Source organism: Janthinobacterium violaceinigrum, from assembly GCF_009208555.1.
GTDB lineage: Bacteria > Pseudomonadota > Gammaproteobacteria > Burkholderiales > Burkholderiaceae_D > Janthinobacterium > Janthinobacterium violaceinigrum.
Genome location: NZ_WFLI01000019.1, coordinates 74,620 through 99,412 on the forward strand (window position 1 = coordinate 74,620; position 24,793 = coordinate 99,412).

Genomic DNA, 24,793 nt, shown 5'->3' on the forward strand with positions numbered 1-24,793 from the left:
GTTCTGGATTGAGCTGTGCCGCCGTGATTTTACCCGGCCAGGGCCGGCGGATGGTGTAGCATTCGTGCCGGCGCGGACCATCGCGCCGCAATATTGAGGACAACCATGAATATCACTATCAATCAGGTGCTGCAGTCGTATATCGACCCGCTGACCGCCAGCGAATACGCGGCGCTCGAACGCAGCCTGCTGGCCGAAGGCTGCCGCGACGCGCTGGTGCTGTGGAACGACGTGCTGATCGACGGGCATAACCGCTACGCCATCTGCCGCCAGCACGGCATCGAATTCAAGACCATCCAGAACACCAGCTTTACCTCGCTCGACGACGTCATGCTGTGGATGATCGACAATCACCTGGCGCGCCGCAGCGTGTCGGACTTCCAGCGCGGCGTGCTGGCCTTGCGCAAGAAGGAAATCGTCGCCGCGCGCAGTCCGGCGCCCGTCAGCGCCCAGGATGCGCCAGAAGGCGAAAACGCGCCGAAGCCACCCATGAGCACGCGCGAAGAGGTGGCCAAGGCGGCGCGCCTGAGCAGCAACCAGATCAGCCAGATCGAGAAGATCCAGAAAGCGGCGTCGCCGGAACTGGTCGAAGCGGTCCGCTCGGGCACGATCTCCATCAATGCGGCAGCCACCGTGGCGTCGCTGCCGCCGGAAGAACAGGTGGCGGCCGTCGCCGGCGGCAAGAAGTTATTACGCCAGGCGGCCAAGGAAATCCGCGAACAGCGCGCCGCCACGCGCACGCCGCGCGAGCCGAAAGTTCACGTGCCGCAGGATACCCCGGAGACGGGCAACGAGCCGTGGGCCGAGAACGCAGCCCAGGCGCCGTCCGAAGCAGAACGCCTGCGCGGCGAAATCGCCAGCCTGAAACAGCGGGTGGCGCAACTGCAGGCGGAGAACGTGGAACTCAACCAGCGCATCGCCGCCTTGATTGACGCATCCTGATCTGGAGTTTGTGCATGTTACGTCGCAGTGCCCTGTTTGCCTCCGTCGCCGTCGCCAGTATTCCCGCGCTGGCCGCGCCCGCCGCTTCCAGCGCCGTTGCTGCCGCGGACATGGCCCGCTGGCAGGCGCAGGCCGCCAATGTCAGCATCGCGCGCGACACCTGGGGCATCCCCCATGTGACGGGCAAGAGCGATGCCGATGCCGTGTTTGGCCTGATGTATGCGCAGGCCGAGGACGATTTCGCGAGAGTCGAACTCAATTACATCAACGCCATGGGGCGCCTGGCGGAAGTGGAGGGCGAACGGGAGCTGTACCGCGACCTGCGCATGAAGCTCTTCATCGATCCGGCTGACTTGCGGGCGCAGTACCGCGCCAGCCCGCCGTGGCTGCGCAAGTTGATGGATGCGTTTGCCGATGGCCTGAACTTTTACCTGGCCACGCACCCGCAGGTGAAGCCGCGGCTGATCGCGCATTTCGAGCCGTGGATGGCCTTGAGCTTCAGCGAAGGCAGCATCGGCGGCGATATCGAATCGGTCAACCTGGCGCAGCTCGAGGCGTTTTACGGCCAGCAGGCCAGTCCTGCGGCCGTGGCGCTGGCCAGCGTCGAAACCGGGTTGGCGTCGGGGCTGGAACCCGAGCCAAGCGGCTCGAACGGCTTTGCCATCGCGCCCGCCATCACCAGGAATGGCCATGCGCTGCTGATGATCAACCCGCACACCTCGTTCTACTTCCGTCCCGAAGTGCACATGAGCAGCAGCGAAGGCTTGAACGCGTATGGCGCCGTCACCTGGGGCCAGTTCTTCGTCTACCAGGGTTTCAATGAGCGCCTCGGCTGGATGCATACCTCGGGTGGCGGCGACGTCATCGACGAATACCTGGAAAGCATCGTGGACAAGGATGGCGCCTGGTTCTACCGCTATGACGGCGGCTTGCGCCCCTTGAAAGCCGTGCCCATCACCTTGCCATATAAACTGGCCGATGGCGCCATGGGGTCGAAAACCATCACCGTCTATTACAGCCACCACGGTCCCATCGTGCGTGCGCAGGACGGCAAATGGGTGGCCGTGCGGCTGATGAACGAGCCCTTGAAGGCGCTCACGCAATCGTACTCGCGCACCAAGGCGCGCGACTATGCGGCGTTCTACAAGACGATGGAATTGCGCACGAATTCGTCGAACAACACCGTGTATGCGGATGCGGATGGCAATATCGCCTATTTCCACGGCAATTTCATCCCCGTGCGCGACCCGAGCTTCAACTGGAAGCAGCCCGTCGACGGCAGCGATCCGGCCACCGAGTGGCAGGGACTGCACACGGTGGCGCAAACCATCACCCTGTTCAATCCGAAGAATGGCTGGATACAGAACACGAACAACTGGCCGTATTCGGCGGCCGGCGCCAACAGTCCGCGTCAGAGCGACTATCCGGCCTACATGTCCGTGTATGGCGAAAACGCGCGCGGCCTGCACGCCGTCAAGGTCTTCCAGAACAAGACCGGTTTTACCCTGGACAGCCTGATCGCCGCCTCCTACGACAGCGAACTGACGGCCTTCGAATCCCTGCTGCCGCCGCTGTTCGCGGCATACGATGCGCTGCCGCCCGGCGGCGCGCAACAGCTGGCGCTGGCCGGCAAGATCGCGCTGCTGCGGGCCTGGGACTGGCGCTATGCGCTCGATTCCACGGCCACCTCGCTGGCCGTGTTCTGGGGCCAGGAGCTGGCGGAACTGGCGGGCAAGCAGGCGAGGGAACTGGGCGTGCCCGTGGTCGACTTCATGGCCACGGACAAGGTCAGCGCAGCGCAGCGCCTGGCGGCACTGGCGACGGCGGCCGATAAACTGCAGCGCGATTTCGGCAACTGGCAAACGCCGTGGGGCGAGATCAGCCGCTTTCAGCGCCTGACGGGAGATATTGTGCAGCCGTTCGACGATGCGCAGCCGAGCCTGCCCGTGCCTTACGCCTCCGGCAACTGGGGCGCGCTGGCCGCGTATGGCCAGAGCAGCAAGAGCACCACGCGCAGGATCTACGGCGAGCGTGGTAACAGCTTTGTGGCGGCCGTGGAATTCGGCCCCCGCATCAAGGCGAAAAGCATTCTCGCCGGCGGCCAGAGCGGCGACCCGCGTTCGCCGCATTTCAGGGACCAGGCGGCCATGTATGCGCGCGGCGAGTTCAAGGAGGTGTTGTTTTATCCCGAGGACGTAGCCCGGCACCTGGAGCGCAGGTACCGGCCGGGGGAGTGAAGTTGCTTGTGTGTCGGATTACGCCCTTGCGGGCTAATCCGACCTACGGTACACGATACATGTAGGTCGGATTAGCGCAGCGTAATCCGACAATCCCCACCTAGATCGCGTCCAGCGCCGTGCGCAGGTCGTGGCGCAGATCCTCGATATCCTCGATGCCCACGGACAGGCGGATCAAGCCGTCGCCGATGCCCAGCTTTGCCCGCTGTTCCGCCGGGATGCTGGCATGCGTCATCAGGGCCGGGTGTTCGATCAGGCTTTCCACGCCCCCCAGGCTTTCGGCCAGGGCGAACACTTCGCAACGCTCGAGGAAGCGGCGCGCGCCCGCCAGGTCCGTATCGAGGTCGATGGAGATGATGCCGCCGAAGCCGTCCATCTGCCGCTGCGCCAGCGCGTGCTGCGGGTGCGAGGCCAGGCCCGGATAGAACACCTTGCGCACTTCCTTTTGCTGCTCCAGCCACTGCGCCAGCGCCAGGGCGCTTTCGCAATGGCGCTGCATGCGGATGGCCAGGGTTTTCACGCCGCGCAGGGCCAGGAAGCTGTCGAACGGCCCCGCAATCGCGCCCACGGAATTCTGCAAAAAGCCCAGCTGCTCGCGCCATTCCGCCTGGCGTTCTTCCGCGCCCACGATGGCGATGCCGCCGATGATGTCCGAGTGGCCGTTCAGATACTTGGTGGTTGAATGCACGACGATGTCGAAGCCGTGTTCCAGGGGACGCTGCACCAGCGGGCTGGCAAACGTGTTGTCGGCCACGGCGATGATGCCCCGCTCGCGGCAGATGTCGGCAATCGCGCGCAGGTCCGCCAGTTTCAGCATGGGGTTGGTGGGCGTTTCCACCCACACCATCTTCGTTTCCGGGCGCAGCGCGGCCAGCAGGTTCTCGGGATTGGTCAGGTCCACATACGTGAACTGGTGGCCGGCCGAGCGGCGGCGCACGCGCTCAAATAAACGGTAGGTGCCGCCGTACATGTCGTCGCCGGCCACGATGTGGCTGCCCGCGTCCAGCAATTCCAGCACGGACGAGATGGCGGCCAGGCCCGAGGCGAACGCAAACGCGGCGCTGCCGCCTTCCAGGTCGGCCACGCAGCGCTCGAGCGCCCAGCGCGTGGGATTGTGCGAGCGGCCGTAGTCCAGGCCCTTGTGCACGCCGGGACTGTCCTGCACGAAGGTGGAGGTGGCGTAAATGGGCGGCATGATGGCACCCGTCGACGGATCGGGCGACTGGCCGGCGTGGATGACGCGGGTGGCGAGGTGGCTCTTGCGGGGTGTTGGCTGGCTCAAGATAGTGTCCTGCGTAAGTGGTTGAGAAGGTCGAAGCGGGTGATCAGGCCATAGAAGGCGTCGGCGTCGGCGACGACGGCCGTCAGGCCCCGGTCCAGGGTGGCGCGCAGGGCGGGCAAGCCGCTTGACGGCGCCAGTGTTTCGATCTGCCTCGTCATGGTGGTGCCCACCAGCGACGCGAAATGGGCGGCGTCGCCGGAGACGTGCAGCAGCAGGTCCGATTCGTCGAGGATGCCCACCAGCTGGCCGCCATCGATGACGGGCAGCTGCGCCAGGTCGCTGGCGCGCATGCGGTTGAAGGCGGTGAGCAGGGTGTCGCCCGGCGCCACGCTGACCACGTCGCCCTCGTCGTAGCGGCGGCCGATCAGGTCGCGCAAGTCGCCGGACGGCGCGCGCTGCAATAATCCCTGGTCGCGCATCCAGCCATCGTTGTAGACCTTCGACAGGTAGCGCGTGCCCGTGTCGCACACGAAGGTGACGACGCGCTTCGGGGTCGTCTGTTCGCGGCAGTATTTGAGGGCGGCGGCCAGCAGGGTGCCCGTGGACGAGCCGCCCAGGATGCCTTCGGCCAGCAGCAGGGCGCGCGCGGAATCAAAGCTTTCCTGGTCGCTGATGGTGTAGGCGCGGCGCACGCTGTCCATGTCGGCGATCGAGGGAATGAAGTCTTCGCCGATGCCTTCCACGGCCCACGAACCGCTGGTGTCCGATACTTTTCCGGACTCGATGTATTCGGTGAGGATGGAGCCTTGCGGGTCGGCCAGCACGAATTCCAGCTTCGGCTGCACCTTGCGGAAGTAGCGCGTCAGGCCCGTCAGGGTGCCGGACGAGCCCACGCCGACGACGATGGCGTCCACGTCATGCCCGCTTTGCTCCCAGATTTCGGGAGCCGTCGTCGTTTCGTGGGCCAGCGGATTGGCGGGATTGTTGAACTGGTCGGCAAAGAAGGCGCCCGGCAGTTCGCGCGCCAGGCGCGCCGCGTAATCCTGGTAGTACTCGGGATGGCCCTTGCCCACGTCCGAGCGCGTGGTGTGCACTTCCGCGCCCAGGGCTTTCAGGTGCAGCACTTTTTCCGTCGACATCTTGTCGGGCACCACCAGAATCACGCGGTAGCCCTTGATGCGGCCGACGAGGGCCAGGCCGATGCCCGTATTGCCGGCCGTCGCTTCGATGATGGTGCCGCCCGGCTGCAAACGGCCGTCGGCTTCGGCCGCTTCGATGATGGACAGGCCGATGCGGTCCTTGATGGAACCGCCGGGATTCTGCGATTCCAGTTTCAGGAACAGCTGGCACAGGCCCGTGTCGAGCCTGGTCACTTCGACCAGCGGGGTATTGCCGATCAGCTTGTATAACGCCGGCGGCGAGGGTGGGGTAGGCATTCGGTCATTCATGGTGGCTCCTGTCAGCGAAACAGCCGCTCCGGATTGTGTCCCGAGCCGCTTTCCGTGCAAAAGGGCGGAGTGTAGGCTTGCGGACATGGCCTGCGAACGAATGTTTTAATGCTTGCATATGCGGCTTTCGCATATGCCCGGGAATGTGAATCATTGCAGTATGCACCGTTTTCAGGTGCCTTGCCTCGGCAATGGCGCCCGTATTAAGCTGCCGCAAGCCCGCCATTGCGATTTATAATCACGCCTCGAAAAGGTGCTAAACAGTATCCTGAAAAACCAGACGAACAGGGCAGGCGGCAGTGGCAAAACTTTATTTCCGGTATTCCGCAATGAACGCGGGCAAGTCGACGGCCTTGTTGCAGGTCGCGCACAACTATGAAGAGCAGGGCCAGCAGGTGCGCCTGTACACGGCGGCCATCGACAGCCGCTATGGCGTGGGCAGGGTCACCTCGCGCCTGGGCCCGCAGCGCCAGGTCGATATCTTCCATGCCGACACGAATTTCCTGGACGCTATTCCCCAGGTGGCTTGTTTGCTGGTGGACGAAGCGCAATTTCTCAGCACGGCGCAAGTGCAGCAGCTGCACCAGCTGGCGCAAGTGAAGGGCGTGCCCGTTATCTGCTACGGCTTGCGCACGGATTTCAAGGGCGAACCGTTCCCCGGCTCGGCTTATCTGCTGGCGCTGGCCGACGATATCGAGGAATTGAAGAATATCTGTACTTGCGGCAAGAAAGCCACGATGAACATCCGCGTGGACGAGCAGGGCCGCCGCATCAAGGAAGGTGAGCAGATCAGTATTGGCGGCAACGAAAGTTACCGCCAGGCGTGCGGGCGCTGTTTCTACGCCTGAGCCTACTCGGCCGCCGGCCCACCCACGTCGGCATCATCGGCCAGCGCCAGGTCGCCCCGTTCGAAGGCGGCGAGGATTTCATTGGCACGCGGTAAGTCTTTCTCCCGCACCATGACGCGCGCGCCGCCGATGGCGGGCGCCAGCAGCAAGTTGGCCTGCATGTGCTGGTCATCCGTGAGGATGACGTCGATACCGGCCGCTGCCAGGCAGCCGCGGATGACGTGCGCATCCGTGGGTATCATCAGCCGGGCTATCAAAACATAGTCGTTGTGCATCGGGTCTCCTGGCGCTGTGGTCTGCGCCATCTTAGCATCCTGCCGCCGCTTACAGCTTGAATACGCCCACCACCTGGTTCAGCTCCTGCGCCTGCTCCTGCAGGGCGTCGGCGGCCGCGGCCGCTTCTTCCACCAGGGCCGCGTTCTGCTGGGTCACCTGGTCCATCTGGGCGATGGCCTGGTTGACTTGCTCGATGCCGCTGCGCTGCTCTTCGCTGGCTTGCGCGATCTCGGCCATGATGGTGCTCACTTGCTGCACGCTGGATACCACGGTATCCATGGTGGCGCTGGCCTGGCTCACTTGCGCGTGGCCCAGGTCCACCGTGCCGGCCGATGCCTGGATCAGATCCTTGATGTCTTTCGCCGCGGCCGTCGAGCGCTGCGCCAGGGTGCGCACCTCGGTGGCGACGACGGCAAAGCCCCGTCCCTGTTCGCCGGCGCGCGCCGCTTCCACGGCCGCATTGAGGGCCAGGATATTCGTCTGGAAGGCGATGCCGTCGATCACGCCGATGATGTCGGCGATCTTGCCCGACGAGCTGCGGATGGCGTCCATGGTGCTGGCCACCTGCGCGACGGCCGCGCCGCCTTCGGCCGCCAGGCCGGACGAGGCCTGCGCCAGGCGGCTTGCCTGCTGCGCGTGCTCCACGTTCTGCTTGACGGTCGAGCTCAATTCTTCCATCGAGGCGGCCGTTTCCTCCAGCGAACTGGCTTGCTGTTCCGTGCGGCTCGACAGATCCAGGTTGCCGCTGGCAATTTCACCGGACGCCGTGGCGATCTGCCCGGCGCTGCCGCGCACGTTGCTGACCACTTGCGACAGGTTGTCGCTGATGCGGTTCATGGCGCGCAGCAGGCGGCCGATCTCGTCGTGGCTGTTCGTATCCAGGTGCACGGTCAGGTCGCCGGCGGCAATTTGCGCGGCGGCCGTTTCGGCGGCGGCCAGCGGGCGCGACACGAGTGCGCGCACCAGCCAGTACAGCAGCAGGGCAAAGACGAGCAGGGCGACGAAGCCGGAAATGGCCAGCTGGTTGCGCAGCTGGCGCGCTTCCACGGTGATCTCGTCCGTGAACGTGCCGCCCGCGATGATCCATTGCCAATCCTTGAATTGACGGTAGTACAGCTGCTTTTCGCGTGCGAGGGCAGCCGTTTCGCCGGGCGCCATCCACGTGTAGCGCATGGCGCCGTCCTTTTGCGCCAGCATCTCCTGGATGAAGGGGCGGCCGTCGCTGGCCTTGAAGTCGAGCGCACTCTTGCCTTCGCTGTTCGGGTGCAACACCATGTGGCCGTAGTTGGCGCCGGGCGCCGTGTCGAGGATATAGATGTAGCCCGTCTGGCCGATCTTGACCTGGCGGATCTTGTCTTTCAGCATGGCCAGATTCTTGCTGATATCGAGGCCGATGAACAGCACGCCCACCACCTTGCCGCCCGCATCGCGCACGGGGTCGTACTGGGTGATGTATTGCTTGCCAAACAAGGTGGCCATGCCGACGAAGCGCTGGCCCGCGCGCAGCGGCGCGTAGCTGGGGTGGTTGTGGTCGAGCTGGGTGCCGACGGCCCGTTCGCCATCCTGCTTCTTCAGCGAAGTGCTGATGCGCACGAATTCGTCGCCGTTGGCGGCAAAGATGGTGGCGATCACGCCCGTCTGCGCCGTGTAACGGTCGACCAGGGCCGTGTCGAGGTTGAGCACCTTGCCGCCGTTGGCCAGGGCGGGCGTGGCCTTGCCGGCCACGGCCACCATGGCGCCCGTGTCGACCGTGAACGGGCCGGGAAATTCGGCCGCGAACAGGCGGGCAAAGCTGGCCGCCTCGTTGACCATGGCCGTATGGAAGACTTCCGTGGTCGTCATGACGCTATTGAGTTCGCTGGTGACGGCCGCTTCGGCACGCTGTTCCAGCACGCGGGACGTGTTGATACTCATCAGTGCAGTCAGGCTGGCCAGGATCAGGCTGACCAGCGCAAACGTGAAGACGGTAATCTTGCCGCCGACACTGCAGTGGCGGAGGGAGAAGGAAATTGTAGGCATAGTGTGAGTCTGGCAAATGGTAATCAGCTCGGCCATTCCTGGTCATGACATGACACGCGGGGAGGGGATCTGGTGGGGAATGCGCTTGAAACGGAGGCGTGCGGGCGTGGGAGCCGCGCGCAGGCAAGCTGGATTTCAGGGCGCGATGATAGCATGTCGCTTGCGTTTTGTTACTAAGTGTTTCCCACAAGAATTACTTTTTCGCATAAAAACATCACCTGGATCAAGGATTGCAGGAATGGCCTATTGACTTTCCGGATTTGAGTGGGGTTGCTGTTATTTGCGGGGCTGGCGCGTGATGCATATGCTTACGAATGTTTCACTTTGTAATGAATGAGACGCCGCCTTTAATCCGCGTTTAAGCTTCCGGGAAGAAACTGATATTCCATGGGAGACTGCCAGGCCGTATCCTGTAGAATAATATGCAGACCAGTCGTGTATTCCCCTTACTGTCTTGCTGGCTGGCGCATGAGCAGCTGCGCCGCCTGGAATTGATTTAACTAATTTTCGGAGAAGCCGATGAAGAAGCAAATGATGCTGGTCACCCTGGTGCTTGCACTGTCAGCCCACGCTGGCGCAGCCCAGACGGACAAGAGCGCCGCTCCTCCGCCCCCCATGAAGCCGCTGGCCCAGCAAACGCAGGCCGCCTTGTGGGCATCGCGCGTCTTGACGCGCGTCCATTACAAGGCCATGCCGCTCGACGACGCCATGTCGGAGAAAATCTTCGAACGTTATTTCAAGTCCCTGGATGCGGAAAAGCTGTTCTTCGTGCAGGCCGACATCGACCGTTTCGCGCCGCTGCGCACCAAGCTCGATGACGCCATCATCAATGAAGACCTGACGGCGCCGTTTGCCATCTACAACCTGTACCAGCAGCGTTTCGACGAGCGCATGGCGTATGCGCGTGAGCTGCTGAAAACCAAGTTCGACTTCACGGCCGACGAAAGCTACCAGATCGACCGCGAAAAGGCCGCCTGGCCGAAGAACGACGAGGAAGTGCGCGACCTGTGGCGCAAGCGCGTCAAGAACGACTGGCTGCGCCTGAAACTGGCGGGCAAGGAAGACAAGGCCATCCGCGAGACGCTGGACAAGCGCTATGAAAGCTACACGACCCGTTCGCGCAAGCTCAACAGCGAGGACGTGTTCCAGATCTTCATGAACGCCTACGCCATGTCGATCGAGCCGCACACCAATTACCTGGGCCCCCGCGCCTCGGATAACTTCGACATCGCCATGCGCTTGTCGCTCGAGGGCATCGGCGCCGTGCTGCAGACGCGCGACGAATACACGGTCGTGCGCGAAGTCGTGCCAGGCAGCCCGGCCGGCTTGTCGGGCAAGCTGAAAGTGGGCGACCGCATCGTGGGCGTGGGGCAGGGCGAAAGCGGCCCCATCACCGAAGTGCTGGGCATGCGCATCGACGACGTGGTGCAGCTGATCCGCGGCGCCAAGGATTCCACCGTGCGCCTCGACATCCTGCCGGCCGACGCCGGTCCCGACGCCAAGCACGTGGTCCTGCCGCTGGTGCGCAAGAAAATCAGCATGGAAGAGCAGGCGGCGAAGAAATCCGTGATCGAAGTGCGCGACAACGGCGTCAAGCGCCGCATCGGCGTTATTTCCCTGCCGACCTTCTACCAGGACTTCGAAGCGCGCCGCCGCGGCGACAAGGACTTCAAGAGCGCCACGCGCGACGTCAGCCGCTTGCTGGGCGAGTTGAAGAAGGACAAGGTCGACAACGTCCTGATCGACTTGCGCAACAACGGCGGCGGTTCGCTGAACGAAGCCGTCGAACTGACGGGCCTGTTCATCGACAAGGGCCCTGTCGTGATGCAGCGCAATGCCGAAGGCAAGGTCGATGTGGAAAGCGACACGAACGCGGGCCTGGCCTGGGATGGCCCGATGGGCGTGCTGATCAACCGCGGCTCCGCCTCCGCTTCCGAGATTTTCGCCGCCGCCGTGCAGGATTACGGCCGTGGCGTGATCATCGGCGAAGGCAGCTTCGGCAAGGGCACGGTGCAGACCCTGTTCAACCTCGACCGTTTCGGCGGCAGCGAGAAAGCCCGTTTCGGCGAGCTGAAAATGACCATCGCCCAGTTCTTCCGCATCAATGGCGGCACCACGCAGTTGCGCGGCGTCACGCCCGACATCAAGCTGCCAGCCATGTCGGACACGGAAAACTTCGGCGAATCGAGCTATGACAATGCCCTGCCATGGGTGGCCATCAAGCCGGCGCAATACATGCCGACGGGCGACCTGAAGGAAATCGTGCCGCTACTGGACAAGAAGCATGAAGTGCGCGTGGCCAAGGACAAGGATTTCCAGTACTTGCTCGATGACATAGCTCTGGTCGTCAAGCAGCGCAAGGAAAACCAGATCTCGCTCAATGAAACCGTGCGCCGCAAGGAGCGCGATGCCCAGGAAGCGCGCGCCAAGGCCCGGGAAAAACGCCTGATCGCGCAGATTTCGAATCCGTCCGACGACCTGGTGGTGATTCCCGATCCGAAAGACGTGCTGAAAGGCGCGAAGGCGGCCAGCAAGACGGCCAAGCAGATCGCCGCCGTGAAGGGCGCCTTGCGCACGGATGACGGCTTGCAGGGAGACGAGCGGGCGCTGAGTGCGGAACTGGACGCCGAAACGGCCGCCAAGAGCGCCAAAGACGTGCTGTTGAACGAAGCGGCGCGCATCCTGGCCGACGAAGTGGTGCTGATCAAGGCCGATACCCGCATGGCGTCCAAGGTCTTGCCATATGGCGCGGATACCAAGGCAACGCCGGTGACGGCTGCAAAGTAAACGTCGTTCTGGCGTAAAAAACCGGTTCCTCGCGGAGCCGGTTTTTTTTCGCCCCATCAGTTATCTGTTTGGCGTATTTCTATCATTTCAACAATCAATTGGATTGATATGCCGCGATGCAGCATAATTCATCTGTCTCCTCTATTCTCCTCCAAGAAAATAGATTCAGCCCGCTCCTTGTAGCGGGCTTTTTTTTGCCTCAGATTTTGTGCATGGGCAGTTGCACGTCGGGCTGGGCGGCCAGCAAGGCCGTGATCCAGCCCGCAAACGCCTGCACCTTGGGCGTGGCCAGCCGGCCTTGCGGCGTCAGCAAGGACATGGGCATGGGCGTGGGCGGGCAGGCGGGCAGCACGGCCACCAGCGCGCCGCTGTCGAGGTGTTGGCGCACCTGGTATTGGGCCGCCTGCGCCAACCCCAGCCCTTGCAGCGCGCAATCGACGCTGGCGTCCGCGTCGTTGACGGCGATGGGGCCCGCCATCTGCACGCGCACCACTTCATTATCCTGCAGAAAATCCCAGTCGAAGGCGCGTCCCGTGCGGCCCGAGTAATGCATGATGCCCCGGTGCGTGGCCAGGTCGGCCAGCGTCTGCGGCGTGCCGTGCTTTGCCAGGTAGGCGGGCGAGGCGCACGTGACGAAGCGCATCAGGCCCACCTGTTTGCCGATGAAGGCGGAATCCTGCAAGGTGCCCACGCGCAAGGCGCAATCGATGCCTTCCTGCGTCAGGTCGACCAGGCGGTCCGTCAGGCTCAGCTGCAATTGCACGTCCGGCCAGGCGGCGTGGAATTGCGCGATATGGGGCATGACGAGGCGCCGGCCCACCGTATTGGGCAGGTTGATGCGCAGCAAGCCACGGGGCTTTTTCGCGTCGGGGCCGCGGAACGCCAGTTCCGCCGTGTCGACGGCTTTCAGGATGTCGATGCAATGGCGAAAGTAGTCAGCCCCTTCCGGCGTCAGGGACAAGCGGCGCGTGGTTCGCTGCAGCAATTGCGTGCCCAGGTAGGCTTCCAGTTTTTGCAGGGTGGCCGTCAGCGCGGCACGGGGCAAATTCAAGGTTTCGGCCGCCTTGGAAAAACTGTTGGCTTCGACGATGCGCACAAAGGTCTGCATGGCCTTGATCTTGTCCATGGGATAGCTTTCATTGTTCATCTTATGTGAAAAGTGTAGGGTGATTATGCCCTAATTATCTTTGCCCCGGCTTTGCCTAGAATAGCGACATCCCTATCGAACCGAGGAAACAACATGAACAAGGCCTCATCTTCTGCCTCCCACGACATTGCACCGGCCATGGTGCTGCTGCTGGCCATCGCTTCCGGCCTGATCGTGGCCAATCTGTACTACGCGCAAACGCTGGTCGGGCCCATCAGCGCCTCCACGGGCCTGTCGGCCAAGGCGGCCGGGCTGATCGTCACCCTGACGCAAGTGGGTTATACGCTGGGCCTGCTGTTTGTCGTGCCGCTGGGCGACTTGCTGGAAAACCGCCGCCTGATCGTCACGGCCTTGCTGGTGACGGCCACGGCCCTGGTCGTGGCGGCCCTCTCCACGGGCGCCATCGTGTTCCTGGCCGCCGCGCTGGCCATCGGCCTCGGTTCCGTGGCGGCGCAAGTGATCGTGCCGTTTGCCGCCCACCTGTCGCAGGAAGCGACGCGGGGGCAGACGGTGGGCAAGGTGGTCAGCGGCTTGTTGTTGGGCATCATGCTGGCCCGTCCCGTGGCTTCGCTGGTGGCCGCGCACGCCAGCTGGCACGTGGTGTTCGGCGGCGCCGCCGTGCTGATGGTCCTGCTGGCGCTGGTGCTGCGCCGCGCCTTGCCCGTGCGCCAGCCCGTGTCGAACATGCGCTATCCGGCCTTGATGGCTTCGCTGTGGCACTTGCTGCTGGGCACGTCCGTGCTGCGCCGCCGCGCCGCCTATCATGCGGGCCTGTTCGGCGCCTTCAGCCTGTTCTGGACCGTCACGCCGCTGGTGCTGTCCAGCCCCGCGTTCGGCCTGTCGCAAACGGGCATCGCCATCTTTGCCCTGGTGGGCATGGCGGGCGCCGTGGCGTCGCCCATCGCGGGCCGCCTGGCCGACGCGGGCCACACCTTGCCGGCCACGGCTGCCGCGCTGGCGCTGGGCATCGCCGCGTTTGCCTTGCCGATGTTGGCGCCCGAGTCGAAACATGTGGCGCTGGGCTTGCTGGTCGTCGCGTCCATCGTGCTCGACATGGGCGTGGCGGCCAACCTGGTGCTGGGCCAGCGCGCCATCTTCAGCCTGGGCGCGGAAGTGCGGGGCCGTCTGAACGGCCTGTATTTCGCGCTGTTCTTTGCCGGCGGCGCGGCCGGCTCGGCCATCGGCGCCTGGGTGTACGCCAGCTATGGCTGGCCAGCAACCTTGCTGACCGGCATGGCATTTCCGGGCCTGGCCATGCTGGTGTGGCTGGGAGAATTTTTACCGCTGGCCACGCGTCGCACGGCTTGAAACCCTGATGGCGCCTCATTATCACTGGCAGGTATTTCTATCATCATGAAGATAAAGTGGCGTGATATGCCGCGATGCCGCAAGATGCACTTGTCTCCTCTATCTCCTCCAAGGAAATAGATTCAGCCCGCTCCCGCAGCGGGCTTTTTTTTGCCCGTTTAAATGACGACCAGGTCCAGCGCGCGCATGAAGTTGGCCGCCTGCGCATGCGTGATGACGGCGCCTTTCAGCAACGCTGCTTCGCTCAGTTTGAAGCCGTCGATATCGGCACCCCGCAAGTCGGCGCCTTGGAACTTCGCCAGCTTGATGGTGGCGTTGCGCAGGCTGCCTCCTTCGAAGACGGCGTCGCGGAAGTCGCAGCCGGCCAGGTAGGCGTCGGAAAAGTCCAGCTGCTTGAGTATCGCCTTGCGGAACGAAAAGCCGCGCAAGTCGGCGCCCACCAGCAGGCTGTCCTCGAACGTGAGGCCCAGGTGGGCCACTTCCTCGAACGAGGCGCCCGTCAGCTTGCAGCCGCGGTAGGTGGCCGAGGCCAGCTTGGCGCGCCGCCATTTTGTGTTGTTCAGGTCGCAGCCTTCGAAACTGGCGTCGACGGCGTCCACGGATTCGAAATCGGCGCTGCCCGCGCGGCAGCGGCGCCAGATGCTGCGTGCCAGCTTGCTGGCGAACAAATTGGTGTCGGCAAAGGTGCAGCGTTCAAACGTGCAGCCCTGCAAATCGAGGCGCGACAGGTTTTCGCCGTCGAACGCGCAATCGATGAAGTGGCGCACCGCTTGCGCCAGCTGCTGCTCCATGCCGGCGCGGTCCAGGGTCATGCCCGTTACTGTCGTGTCGTGTGTTGCCATCCGTTTATTTTCCTAATCAAAGCAGGGGAGGGATGGCGTGGCGGAAAAAATGCACGAACCAGACCACCTCCCCGGCTGGTGTAACAGCCAAGGGTCAGCGCCGTGGGTCCGCGTGGGCGGGAGCATGCTGGACGGTGCCAGGCACTTACCGGGTTACCAACCGGTGCGCTCATTTTCGATCAGTCGCTATTGTAGCGGCTAGACTACGCACTTGCCAGTTCTTGCGAAGCCGGGTTAGTATCGTTGCAGGCGCAGCCACTGCGCCAACGTCGCTCGGACGGATCCGGGCGCTTACGTACAGAGATAACCATGACCGACAGCCAAGCTCCGCGCAGCTTTTCGCGCATCAATCGTCTTCCCCCCTACGTTTTCAACATCACCGCCGAACTCAAGATGGCCGCGCGCCGCCGTGGCGAGGACATCATCGACATGTCGATGGGCAATCCCGACGGCGCCACCCCGGCCCACATCGTGGACAAGCTGGTCGAGACGGTGAAACGCCCCGACACGCACGGCTATTCCGCCTCCAAGGGCATCCCCCGATTGCGCCGCGCCATTGCCCACTGGTACAAGAAGCGCTACGAGGTCGACATCGACCCGGACAGCGAAGCCATCGTCACCATCGGTTCGAAAGAGGGCCTGGCCCACTTGATGCTGGCCACCCTGGACCGGGGCGACACGGTGCTGGTGCCCAACCCCAGCTACCCCATCCACATCTGGGGCGCCGTGATCGCGGGTGCCGATATCCGCTCCGTGCGCATGGGGCCGGGCGTGGATTTCTTTGCCGAACTGGAACGGGCGATCCGCGAAAGCTACCCGAAGCCGAAGATGATGGTACTGGGTTTCCCGTCCAACCCCACGGCGCAATGCGTGGAACTGGAATTCTTCGAGCGCGTCGTGGCGCTGGCAAAACAGCACAATATTTTGGTGGTGCATGACCTGGCCTACGCCGACATCACTTTCGATGGCTGGAAGGCGCCGTCCATCATGCAGGTGCCCGGCGCGCGCGACGTGGCCGTCGAATTCTTCACCATGTCGAAAAGCTACAACATGGCGGGCTGGCGTATCGGCTTCATGGTGGGCAATGCGGAACTGGTGGCGGCCCTGGCGCGCATCAAGAGCTATCACGACTATGGCAGTTTTACGCCCGTGCAGGTGGCGGCGATTGCCGCGCTGGAAGGCGACCAAAGCTGCGTGACGCAGATCTGCGCCCAGTACCAGCGCCGCCGCGACGTGCTGGTCAAAGGTTTGCATGAAGCGGGCTGGATGGTGGAAAAGCCGAAGGCCTCGATGTATATCTGGGCGCATATCCCGGAAGCGTATCGCCACCTGGGCTCGCTGGAATTTGCCAAGCTGCTGCTGCAAAAAGCCAGGGTGAGCGTGTCGCCCGGCATCGGTTTCGGCGAATATGGCGATGAATATGTGCGCTTCGCCCTGATCGAAAACGAGGCGAGGGTGCGGCAAGCCTTGCGCGGCATCAAGAATATGTTGCGTTCTGGCGACGGGAAAACGGAAGCGGCCGCGTAAAAGTTGCCGCATGGAATGATCTGTTGCCCCTAATATCACTGATGCGTATTTCTGACATCACGAATATAAAGTGGTTTTATATGCTGCAACGCGGCATCATTCATTTGTCTCCTCTATCTCCTCCAAGGAAATAGATTCAGCCCGCTCCCGCAGCGGGCTTTTTTTTGCCTATTTTTCCGTGCTGTCGTCCTTGACGGGCGTATCTTCCGTGCCGTCGTTGAGACCGTAGAACTTGACGCCCTGGTGGATGCGCTCGCGGCCCATGGCCATCCGGTGTTCGTTGCTGTCGCGCAGGGAATAGATGCAGCCGCAATACTCTTGCTGGTAGAAATTTTCGCGCTTGCTGATCTCGATCATGCGGGCCGAGCCGCCGCCCTTGCGCCAGTTGTATTCCCAGTACAGCAGTTCCGGATAGTGGGCGGCCGCGCGCACGCCGCTGCCGTTGATCTGCTTCATGTCTTTCCAGCGTGAAATACCCAGCGAGCTGGTGATGACGGGGAAGCCGTGCTCGTGCGCATACAGGGCCGTGCGCTCGAAACGCATGTCGAAGCACATGGTGCAGCGGATGCCCCGCTCGGGCTCGTTCTCCATGCCCTTGGCGCGCGCGAACCAGTTGTCGCGGTCGTAATCGGCGTCGATGAAGGGAATGCCGAATTTCTCCGCGAAACGGATGTTTTCATCCTTGCGCAGTTCGTATTCCTTCAGCGGGTGGATGTTCGGATTGTAAAAGAAGATCGTGAAATCGATGCCGGACGCCAGCATCGCCTCCATCACTTCGCCCGAGCACGGCGCGCAGCACGAGTGCAGCAGCACCTTGTTCTTCCCTTCCGGCCAGGCCAGCCTGGCGCGTTTGAAATCGTCCTGCAAGGTGGCCAGGTCGGCCGCTGCCAGGGTGGAGTCGCTCATGTCGGATGTGCTCATGGATGGGCTCACATGAATATTGATAATGGATGAATGAAATTTTACCATTATTTTTCATGGATGGAAGCTTCTATGATGTCTCCATACTTCACCAGGAGGAATTACCACCATGACCGTCACGACACACAATCTGGGCTACCCGCGCATCGGCGCCAAACGCGAACTGAAATTCGCGCTGGAAGAGTATTGGAAGGGCAATAGCACGCTGGCCGCGCTGGAAGGCCATGGCGCCGAATTGCGCCAGCGCCACTGGCAAGACCAGGACGCGCTGGACCTGGCGCCCGTGGGCGACTTTTCCTTCTACGACCAGGTGCTGGACTTGAGCTTTACCCTGGGCAACCTGCCGCAGCGCGTGCGCAAGCTGACGGGGGCGGCGCTCGACAACTATTTCCGCGTGGCCCGCGGCCGTTCGGCCAGCGACAGCGATTGCAGCTGCGTCCACGCCGGCGAAATGACGAAATGGTTCGACACGAATTACCACTACATCGTGCCGGAATTTTCTGCCGACACGCAATTCAAGCTCGACAGCAGCCGCTTGCTGCAGCAGCTGGCGCAAGCGCGCCAGCTGGGCGTGAAAGCCAAGCCCGTGCTGATCGGCCCCGTCACCTACTTGTGGCTGGGCAAGGCCAAGGACGATTCCGACAAGCTGGCGCTGCTGCAAGGCTTGCTGCCCGTCTACGTGCAACTGTTGCAGGAACTGGCCGCCCAGGGCGTGGAGTGGGTGCAGATCGACGAGCCCATCCTCGTTACGGAGCTCGACGGCGCCTGGCAGCAGGCATTGGTTACGGCCTACGCCGCCTTGAGCAAGGGCCATGCCGTCAAGCTGCTGCTGGCCACGTATTTCGGCAAGCTGCAAGGCAATCTGGAGCTGGCGTGCAAGCTGCCCGTGCAGGGCTTGCACCTGGACGCCATCAACGCCCGCGATGAAGTGGGACGAGTGATCGCGCAATTGCCAGGCGCCAGCGTCTTGTCGCTGGGCGTGGTGAATGGGCGCAATATCTGGAAGACGGACCTGAACGAAGCGCTGGAATGGCTGGAGCCCGTGCACCGCAGCCTGCAGGCGCGCCTGTGGATCGCCCCGTCGTGCTCTTTGCTGCACGTGCCCGTCGACCTGGACAGCGAACAAAAGCTCGATGCCGATATCGGCTCCTGGCTGGCCTTTGCCCGTCAAAAACTCGATGAAGTGCACACCATCGCTGGTGCCCTGAACCATGGCCGCGCCGCCGTGCAGGCCGCGCTGGACGCCAATCGCGCGGCCGTGGCAGCGCGCCGCCAGTCGCCGCGCGTGCACAATCCGGACGTGAAGGCGGCCGTGGCCCGCATCGATGCCGGCCTGGGCCAGCGCGCCAGCGCCTATGCCGGGCGTGCCGCCAAGCAAGCTGCACTGCTGCAACTGCCGCTGTATCCGACGACGACCATCGGTTCGTTTCCGCAGACGGCGGAAATCCGCCAGGCGCGCAGTCAGTTCCGCAGCGGCCAGCTGGACGAAGCCAGCTACAAGAAACTGATGCAGGCGGAAATCGCCCATTGCGTGAAGGAACAGGAAACCCTGGGCCTGGACGTCTTTGTGCACGGCGAAGCGGAACGCAACGACATGGTCGAGTATTTTGGCGAACAGCTGGACGGCTACGCCTTCAGCCAGTTTGGCTGGGTGCAATCGTACGGTTCGCGCTGCGTGAAGCCGCCCATTCTGTTTGGCGACATCAGCCGCCCGCGCGCCATGACGGTCGAGTGGAGCACCTATGCCCAGTCGCTGACGGACAAGCCGATGAAAGGCATGCTGACGGGTCCCGTCACCATCCTGAACTGGTCCTTCGTGCGCGACGACCAGCCCCGTTCCGTGTCGTGCTACCAGCTGGCGCTGGCCATGCGCGCCGAAGTGCAGGACCTGGAACAGGCCGGCATCCGCGTGATCCAGATCGACGAAGCGGCGCTGCGTGAAGGCTTGCCGCTGCGTAAGTCGCAATGGGCCGAGTATTTGCGCTGGGCCGTGGAATCGTTCCGCATCACGGCCAATGGCGTGGCCGATGAAACGCAGATCCACACGCATATGTGCTATTCGGAATTCAACGACATCATCGCGCAGATCGCCGGCATGGATGCGGACGTGATCACGATTGAAACGTCGCGTTCCGACATGGAATTGCTGGACGCTTTCGATGACTTCAAATATCCGAATGAAATCGGCCCTGGCGTCTACGACATCCACTCGCCCAACATTCCGAGCCAGGAACAGATGGTAACGCTGATGCGCAAGGCGGCCGAGCGCATTCCCGCGCAGCGCCTGTGGGTCAACCCCGATTGCGGCTTGAAGACGCGGGGCTGGAAAGAAGTCATTCCGGCGTTGGCGAACATGGTGGCGGCAGCGAAAACCTTGCGCGGCGATAACTTGATGTAAGCAGGGAAGAGGGCGGGGAGACAGCGGTGAGAGGGATACGGCTGAGATATAGATGGATCGTATCTCTATCATCACAACATGCAATTGGATAATGATGCTGCAATGCGGCATCATTCACCTGTCTCCTCTACTTCCTCACAGGAATTAGATTCAGCCCGCTACCGCAGCGGGCTTTTTTTTGCCTGTTTTTTGGCTACAGCACATTTGCCGCCACGGCCGAGCTGTAGTTGCGCGCCAGCGCCGCGATGATGGCGGCCAGCGCCTGCGGGTTGTCGGCGCCGCCGAAGTGCGCGGCATACAACTGCTTTGCCGCCTCGATCTGCGCATTCGTCAGTTTCACGGCATACGCCATGCGCACGGTTTCAGGATTGTTCAGCGTCATTTTTTACCTTGAAGAGGGAAGTGGACCGGCATGCATAACGCTTGCCCGTGCAAAGGATTGCAATTACAATCATTGCATTTGCAATCGTACAGATGATGCCTGCCATGTGCAAGCATGATCGCGACAGGAGCCGCCATGCCTTCATTCCCCTTGATTCCTTTGCCGCCGGACGCCGCGCGCCAGGCCGCGCAAGCCTGCCTGGCCGCGCTGGCCGCCCAGCCGCCGTTGCTGTCGCAGCAGGTGTCGCCGCGCCGCGCGCTGGGCGCCATGGCGGGCAGCCTGCAGCTGGACGCCGGTGTGGCGGATGCCATCCGCATCGTGCGCGCGGAAGTGCCGTACCGGCAAGACGATGCCTGGAACGTGAGAGCGTCCGCCAGTGCCTGGCCGCTGCGCTATGGCGCCGATAAACCGTTGCTGTACCTGTGCCGGCCCGCTTCGCTGCAGGCCTTGCGCGGGGTGCTGGTCGATGCGCGCGCGCGTGGCATCGTCTGCAACGATGCGGAAACGCAAGCCTCGCGCTGGCACAAGGGCGTGCAGCCCGCGCTGCCCGCATGGCTGGCCGCGCAGCCCGATTGCACGCCGTTCGACCCGGCCACCGGCGAGGAAGTGCGCGCCATCGTGCGCGCGGCCCTGGCAACCCTGTACGTGGAACGGCAGCCCGGCTATTTCTACCTGGCCATGCATGACGAGGCGGCGGTGGCGGCGCCCCTGTCGGCCGCCGATGCGGCAGCGGCCAGCCTGGGCATGTACCGCGTGTCGCCGCCGGGGCCGGCGCCATGCCGCGTGCGCCTGTGCGGGGCGGGAGCGATGCTGGCCGTCGTTGCCGATGCGGCCCGCTTGCTGGAAGAGGATTGGAACATTGCCGCACAAGTGTGGAGTTGCCCCAGCTATACGCGCCTGGCGCGCGATGCGCAGGCGGCGGAGCAGTGGAATGTGCGCCATCCGCGCGCCACCCCAAGGCTGGCCCATGTGCAGCGCTGCCTCGGCGGCAGCGCCGCGCCCGTCATCGCCGTCACCGGCTATGGCCAGCATATCGCGGGCCAGATCGGCGGCTACGTGCGCGGCCGCTTCATCGCCGTCGGCGCCGATAGCGCGACGGAAACGAGCGCGCCCTGGCTGGCCGTCATGGCGCTCAAGGCGCTGGCCGACGATGGAGCACTGCCGATGCCCTGCGTCGATTACGCGCTGCGGCGCTACGCCTTGTTCTGAGCGGCGCCCCGTGCCGCCTCGCCGGCGCGGGCGAGGGCGGCGCTGAAGTCCTGCTGCGCGCCGCCGTCAAATTGCGCCAGGAACAGGTCCGCCACCGTGGCCTGGTAGACGGTCCACATCTTCTTGCGCAAGAGCTTGCCATCTTCCGTGATGGAAACGAAGGCGGCGCGCCCGTCTTCCATCGAGCGCGTGCGCGTCACCAGCCCGTCCGCTTCCAGCTTGTCCACCAGGCGCGTCAGGTTGTAGCGCTCGATGGCCAGCGCATCGGCCAGCTCGTGCATGCGGCGCGAACCGTCCTGGCCGCTTTCCAGGCCCCACAGCACGTCATACCACGCATACACGGGCAGGTTGGCCGCAGCCAGGCGGCGTTCTATTTCGCGGATCATCAATCGGTGCGTGCGCACGAACGAAAACCACAGGTCGGGCGCAGGCGCCGATCCAGTTTCAGGCGCGGTGTCAGACATCGGTACTCCTCCATATTAATCACAGTTGCAAATGCAATTATACCGCTATACAATGGCCGGCATAACGATTGTAATTGCAATGATTGCATTAGCAATCATTTGTGTAGATGAACTGCCCACTCAGGAGACCGCCATGCCCACATCCCTCGCCGTGCCCGATATCGATCCGCAGGAAACCCAAGAATGGCTGGAGGCGATGCAAGCCGTCGTCGCCGTGGAAGGGCGTCCGCGCGCCCATTATTTGCTCGACCAGCTCGTCGATCTTGACGCCGCGCAGCACGGCGGCCTGCATGGCCGCGTTACCACCGCCTATACCAACAGCATCGCCGCCGAGCGCCAGGGCGCGTATCCGGGCGACCTGGCCATCGAGCGCCGGCTGAACGCCTACATCCGCTGGAACGCCATGGTGATGGTCTTGCGGGCGGCGAAACACTCGAACGTGGGCGGCCACATCGCCACCTACCAGTCGGCGGCCGTGCTGTACGACGTGGGGTTCGACCATTTCTTCCGTGGCCGCACGGAGCAGTTCGCGGGCGACCTGGTCTACATCCAGGGCCATTCCGCGCCCGGCATCTATGGCCGCGCCTATCTGGAAGGCCGCATCACGGAAGCCCAGCTGGACAATTACCGCCGCGAAGCGGGGCGCGAGGGCCTGTCTTCCTACCCGCATCCGCGCCTGATGCCGGATTTCTGGCAATTTCCCACCGTCTCCATGGGACTGGGCCCGCTGACGGCCGCCTACCAGGCCCGCTTCATGCGCTACCTCGAGTACCGTGGCTTGAAGGAACACCAGGGCCGCAAGGTGTGGGCTTTTCTTGGCGATGGCGAGATGGACCAGCCGGAATCGCTGGCCGCCATTGCGCTGGGCGGCCGCGAGCGCCTGGATAACCTGATCTTCGTGGTGAACTGCAACTTGCAGCGCCTCGATGGTCCCGTGCGCGGCAACAGCAAGGTCATCCAGGAACTGGAAGGCACGTTCCGCGCGGCGGGCTGGCATGTCATCAAGGTCATCTGGGGCAGTGGCTGGGATGCCTTGTTGCGGCAGGATACGAGCGGCTTGTTGCGCCAGCGCATGATGGAATGCGTGGATGGCGATTACCAGACCTTCAAATCGCAGAGTGGCGCATATGTGCGCGAGCATTTCTTTGGCAAGTATCCGGCACTGCTGGCGCTGGTGGCGCACCTGTCGGACGACGAGATCTGGCAGCTGACGCGGGGCGGACACGACCCCGAAAAAGTCCACGCCGCGTATGCCGAGGCCATGTGCACGCCTGGCCGTCCCACCGTGATCCTGGCGAAGACCGTCAAGGGTTTCGGCATGGGCGAGGCGGGCGAAGGGCAGAACATCAACCATCAGCTGAAAAAGATGAGCGCCGATGCCGTGCGCGCGTTCCGCGACCGCTTCGCGCTGCCCGTCAGCGATGCCCGGCTGGAAGAGATGCCGTATCTGAAACCGGCGCCGGACAGCGAGGAGGCGCGCTACTTTGCCGCGCGCCGGGCGCAGCTGGGCGGCCATATCCCCGCCCGCATCGGCAAGGTGGCTCCTTTGCCCGTGCCGCCGCTGTCCACGTTCGCCACCCAGCTCAACGATAGCGGCGAGCGGGGCGCGTCGACCACCATGGCCTTCGTGCGCATCCTCGGCACCCTGCTGAAAGACCCTGCCTTGAGCAAGATTATCGTGCCCATCGTGCCGGACGAATCGCGCACCTTCGGCATGGAAGGCCTGTTCCGCCAGATCGGCATCCATTCCTACCTGGGCCAGCTGTACACGCCGCAGGATGCGGGCCAGCTCAGCTATTACAAGGAAGCGAAGGATGGGCAGATCTTGCAGGAGGGTATCAACGAATCGGGCGCGATTTCTTCCTGGATCGCCGCCGGCACGTCCTACAGCAACCATGGCCTGGCCACCATCCCGTTCTATATCTTTTATTCCATGTTCGGCCTGCAGCGCGTGGGCGACCTGGCGTGGGCGGCGGCCGATGCCCGCACGCGCGGTTTCCTGCTGGGCGCCACCTCGGGACGCACGACATTGATGGGCGAAGGCCTCCAGCATGACGATGGCCACAGCCACGTGCTGTCGTCCGTGATTCCCAACTGCATCTCCTACGACCCCACGTTTGCCTACGAGCTGGCGGTGATCATCCACGATGGCTTGCGCCGCATGTTTGCCGAGCAGGAAGACATTTTTTACTACATCACCTTGCTCAACGAAAACTATCCGCACCCGGCCATGCCGGCAGGGGCCGAGGTGGGCATCTTGCGGGGCCTGTATCTGCTGCAGCAAGGCCCGGAAGCGGCAGTGCGCGTGCAGCTGATGGGCAGCGGTTCCATCCTGCGCGAAGTGATCGCCGCCGGCATGCTGCTGCAGCAGGATTTCGGCGTGGCGGCCGATGTGTGGAGCGCCACCAGCCTGACCGAAGTGCGGCGCGACGGCCTGGCCGTGCAGCGCTGGAACATGCTGCACCCGGACAGCGAACCGAAGGTGCCGTATATCGCGCAATGCCTGGCCGGCCGGCAAGGCCCCGTGGTGGTGGCCACCGACTACATGAAGATCGTCGGCGACCAGGTGCGCCCCTTTGTTGCGGACAGGCGCTTCGTTACCCTGGGCACGGATGGCTTCGGCCGCTCCGATACGCGCGAATCCTTGCGCACTTTCTTTGAAGTGGACCGCCACTTCATCGTCCTGGCCGCGCTGACGGCGCTGGCCGACGAGGGGCGGGTGGCGCGCAGCCTGGTGGGCGACGCCATCCGCAAGTACGGCATCGATGTGGAAAAAATCGATCCCGCATCCGTGTAACTTTTTCAGGAGACTGATC

The 24,793-nt window shown here is 63.4% G+C and carries 18 protein-coding genes; 9 read left to right on the plus strand and 9 right to left on the minus strand.

Features of this window, described 5'->3' with window-relative positions; translation table 11 throughout:
• Positions 1-105: 105 nt before the first annotated feature.
• Entirely contained in the window at positions 106-942 is an 837-nt protein-coding gene (locus GCN75_RS16940; RefSeq protein WP_152283504.1) for a hypothetical protein, read from the plus strand.
• Positions 943-956: 14 nt separating this feature from the next.
• Entirely contained in the window at positions 957-3,179 is a 2,223-nt protein-coding gene (locus tag GCN75_RS16945) for a penicillin acylase family protein (RefSeq protein WP_152283505.1), read from the plus strand.
• 100 nt (positions 3,180-3,279) lie between these two features.
• On the opposite strand, the gene GCN75_RS16950 is transcribed toward GCN75_RS16945, so the two are convergent.
• Entirely contained in the window at positions 3,280-4,461 is a 1,182-nt protein-coding gene (locus GCN75_RS16950) for a trans-sulfuration enzyme family protein (protein WP_226941434.1), read from the minus strand.
• A complete protein-coding gene (locus GCN75_RS16955; RefSeq protein WP_405002823.1) occupies positions 4,458-5,849 on the minus strand; it encodes a pyridoxal-phosphate dependent enzyme in 1,392 nt (463 codons plus the stop codon). The genes GCN75_RS16950 and GCN75_RS16955 overlap by 4 nt, the downstream gene beginning before the upstream one ends.
• Positions 5,850-6,148: 299 nt before the next feature.
• Here GCN75_RS16955 and GCN75_RS16960 point away from each other — a divergent pair, with 299 nt between their 5' ends.
• Positions 6,149-6,697 carry a thymidine kinase gene (locus GCN75_RS16960; RefSeq protein ID WP_099667472.1) on the plus strand — a complete coding sequence of 183 codons (549 nt, stop codon included), beginning with the start codon at positions 6,149-6,151 and terminating at the stop codon, positions 6,695-6,697.
• 2 nt (positions 6,698-6,699) lie between these two features.
• Here the strand turns inward: GCN75_RS16960 and GCN75_RS16965 are convergent, their stop codons facing one another.
• Together GCN75_RS16965 and GCN75_RS16970 are read right to left on the minus strand one after the other, a co-directional pair.
• The gene (locus tag GCN75_RS16965) at positions 6,700-7,002 is read right to left on the minus strand and encodes a putative signal transducing protein (RefSeq protein WP_226941435.1); all 303 of its coding nucleotides are present in this window, start codon (positions 7,000-7,002) and stop codon (positions 6,700-6,702) included.
• Between the two features lie 19 nt (positions 7,003-7,021).
• Positions 7,022-8,992 (minus strand): methyl-accepting chemotaxis protein, encoded by a 1,971-nt coding sequence (locus tag GCN75_RS16970; RefSeq protein WP_193317543.1) that lies wholly within the window; start codon positions 8,990-8,992, stop codon positions 7,022-7,024.
• 519 nt (positions 8,993-9,511) lie between these two features.
• Here GCN75_RS16970 and GCN75_RS16975 point away from each other — a divergent pair.
• On the plus strand, positions 9,512-11,779 hold the full coding sequence (locus GCN75_RS16975; RefSeq protein WP_152283506.1) for a carboxy terminal-processing peptidase: 2,268 nt from the start codon (positions 9,512-9,514) through the stop codon (positions 11,777-11,779).
• 199 nt (positions 11,780-11,978) lie between these two features.
• On the opposite strand, the gene GCN75_RS16980 is transcribed toward GCN75_RS16975, so the two are convergent.
• Positions 11,979-12,905 (minus strand): LysR family transcriptional regulator, encoded by a 927-nt coding sequence (locus tag GCN75_RS16980; RefSeq protein ID WP_152283507.1) that lies wholly within the window; start codon positions 12,903-12,905, stop codon positions 11,979-11,981.
• Between the two features lie 114 nt (positions 12,906-13,019).
• Between GCN75_RS16980 and GCN75_RS16985 the strand changes: the two genes are divergently transcribed.
• The gene (locus GCN75_RS16985; protein WP_152283508.1) at positions 13,020-14,234 is read left to right on the plus strand and encodes an MFS transporter; all 1,215 of its coding nucleotides are present in this window, start codon (positions 13,020-13,022) and stop codon (positions 14,232-14,234) included.
• A 158-nt stretch (positions 14,235-14,392) separates the two neighbouring features.
• Here the strand turns inward: GCN75_RS16985 and GCN75_RS16990 are convergent, their stop codons facing one another.
• On the minus strand, positions 14,393-15,076 hold the full coding sequence (locus GCN75_RS16990; RefSeq protein ID WP_226941436.1) for a pentapeptide repeat-containing protein: 684 nt from the start codon (positions 15,074-15,076) through the stop codon (positions 14,393-14,395).
• 309 nt (positions 15,077-15,385) lie between these two features.
• On the opposite strand from GCN75_RS16990, the gene alaC reads away from it, so the two are divergent.
• Positions 15,386-16,603 (plus strand): alanine transaminase, encoded by a 1,218-nt coding sequence (gene alaC / locus GCN75_RS16995; protein WP_152283509.1) that lies wholly within the window; start codon positions 15,386-15,388, stop codon positions 16,601-16,603.
• Positions 16,604-16,771: 168 nt separating this feature from the next.
• On the opposite strand, the gene GCN75_RS17000 is transcribed toward alaC, so the two are convergent.
• Entirely contained in the window at positions 16,772-17,509 is a 738-nt protein-coding gene (locus tag GCN75_RS17000; protein WP_449768870.1) for an epoxyqueuosine reductase QueH, read from the minus strand.
• A gap of 124 nt (positions 17,510-17,633) precedes the next feature.
• On the opposite strand from GCN75_RS17000, the gene metE reads away from it, so the two are divergent.
• Positions 17,634-19,922, plus strand: coding sequence for a 5-methyltetrahydropteroyltriglutamate--homocysteine S-methyltransferase (gene metE, locus GCN75_RS17005; protein WP_152283510.1), 2,289 nt, complete (start codon positions 17,634-17,636; stop codon positions 19,920-19,922).
• Positions 19,923-20,115: 193 nt separating this feature from the next.
• Here metE and GCN75_RS17010 read toward each other — a convergent pair whose 3' ends face one another.
• Positions 20,116-20,304 carry a hypothetical protein gene (locus GCN75_RS17010; protein WP_152283511.1) on the minus strand — a complete coding sequence of 63 codons (189 nt, stop codon included), beginning with the start codon at positions 20,302-20,304 and terminating at the stop codon, positions 20,116-20,118.
• A gap of 135 nt (positions 20,305-20,439) precedes the next feature.
• Here GCN75_RS17010 and GCN75_RS17015 point away from each other — a divergent pair, with 135 nt between their 5' ends.
• On the plus strand, positions 20,440-21,513 hold the full coding sequence (locus GCN75_RS17015; protein ID WP_152283512.1) for a transketolase-like TK C-terminal-containing protein: 1,074 nt from the start codon (positions 20,440-20,442) through the stop codon (positions 21,511-21,513).
• Here GCN75_RS17015 and GCN75_RS17020 read toward each other — a convergent pair.
• Positions 21,498-21,977: a MarR family winged helix-turn-helix transcriptional regulator gene (locus GCN75_RS17020; protein ID WP_152283513.1), complete on the minus strand. Its 480-nt coding sequence runs from the start codon at positions 21,975-21,977 to the stop codon at positions 21,498-21,500. The genes GCN75_RS17015 and GCN75_RS17020 overlap by 16 nt on opposite strands.
• 133 nt (positions 21,978-22,110) lie before the next feature.
• Between GCN75_RS17020 and aceE the strand changes: the two genes are divergently transcribed.
• A complete protein-coding gene (gene aceE, locus GCN75_RS17025; protein ID WP_152283514.1) occupies positions 22,111-24,774 on the plus strand; it encodes a pyruvate dehydrogenase (acetyl-transferring), homodimeric type in 2,664 nt (887 codons plus the stop codon).
• The last annotated feature ends 19 nt before the right edge of the window (positions 24,775-24,793 follow it).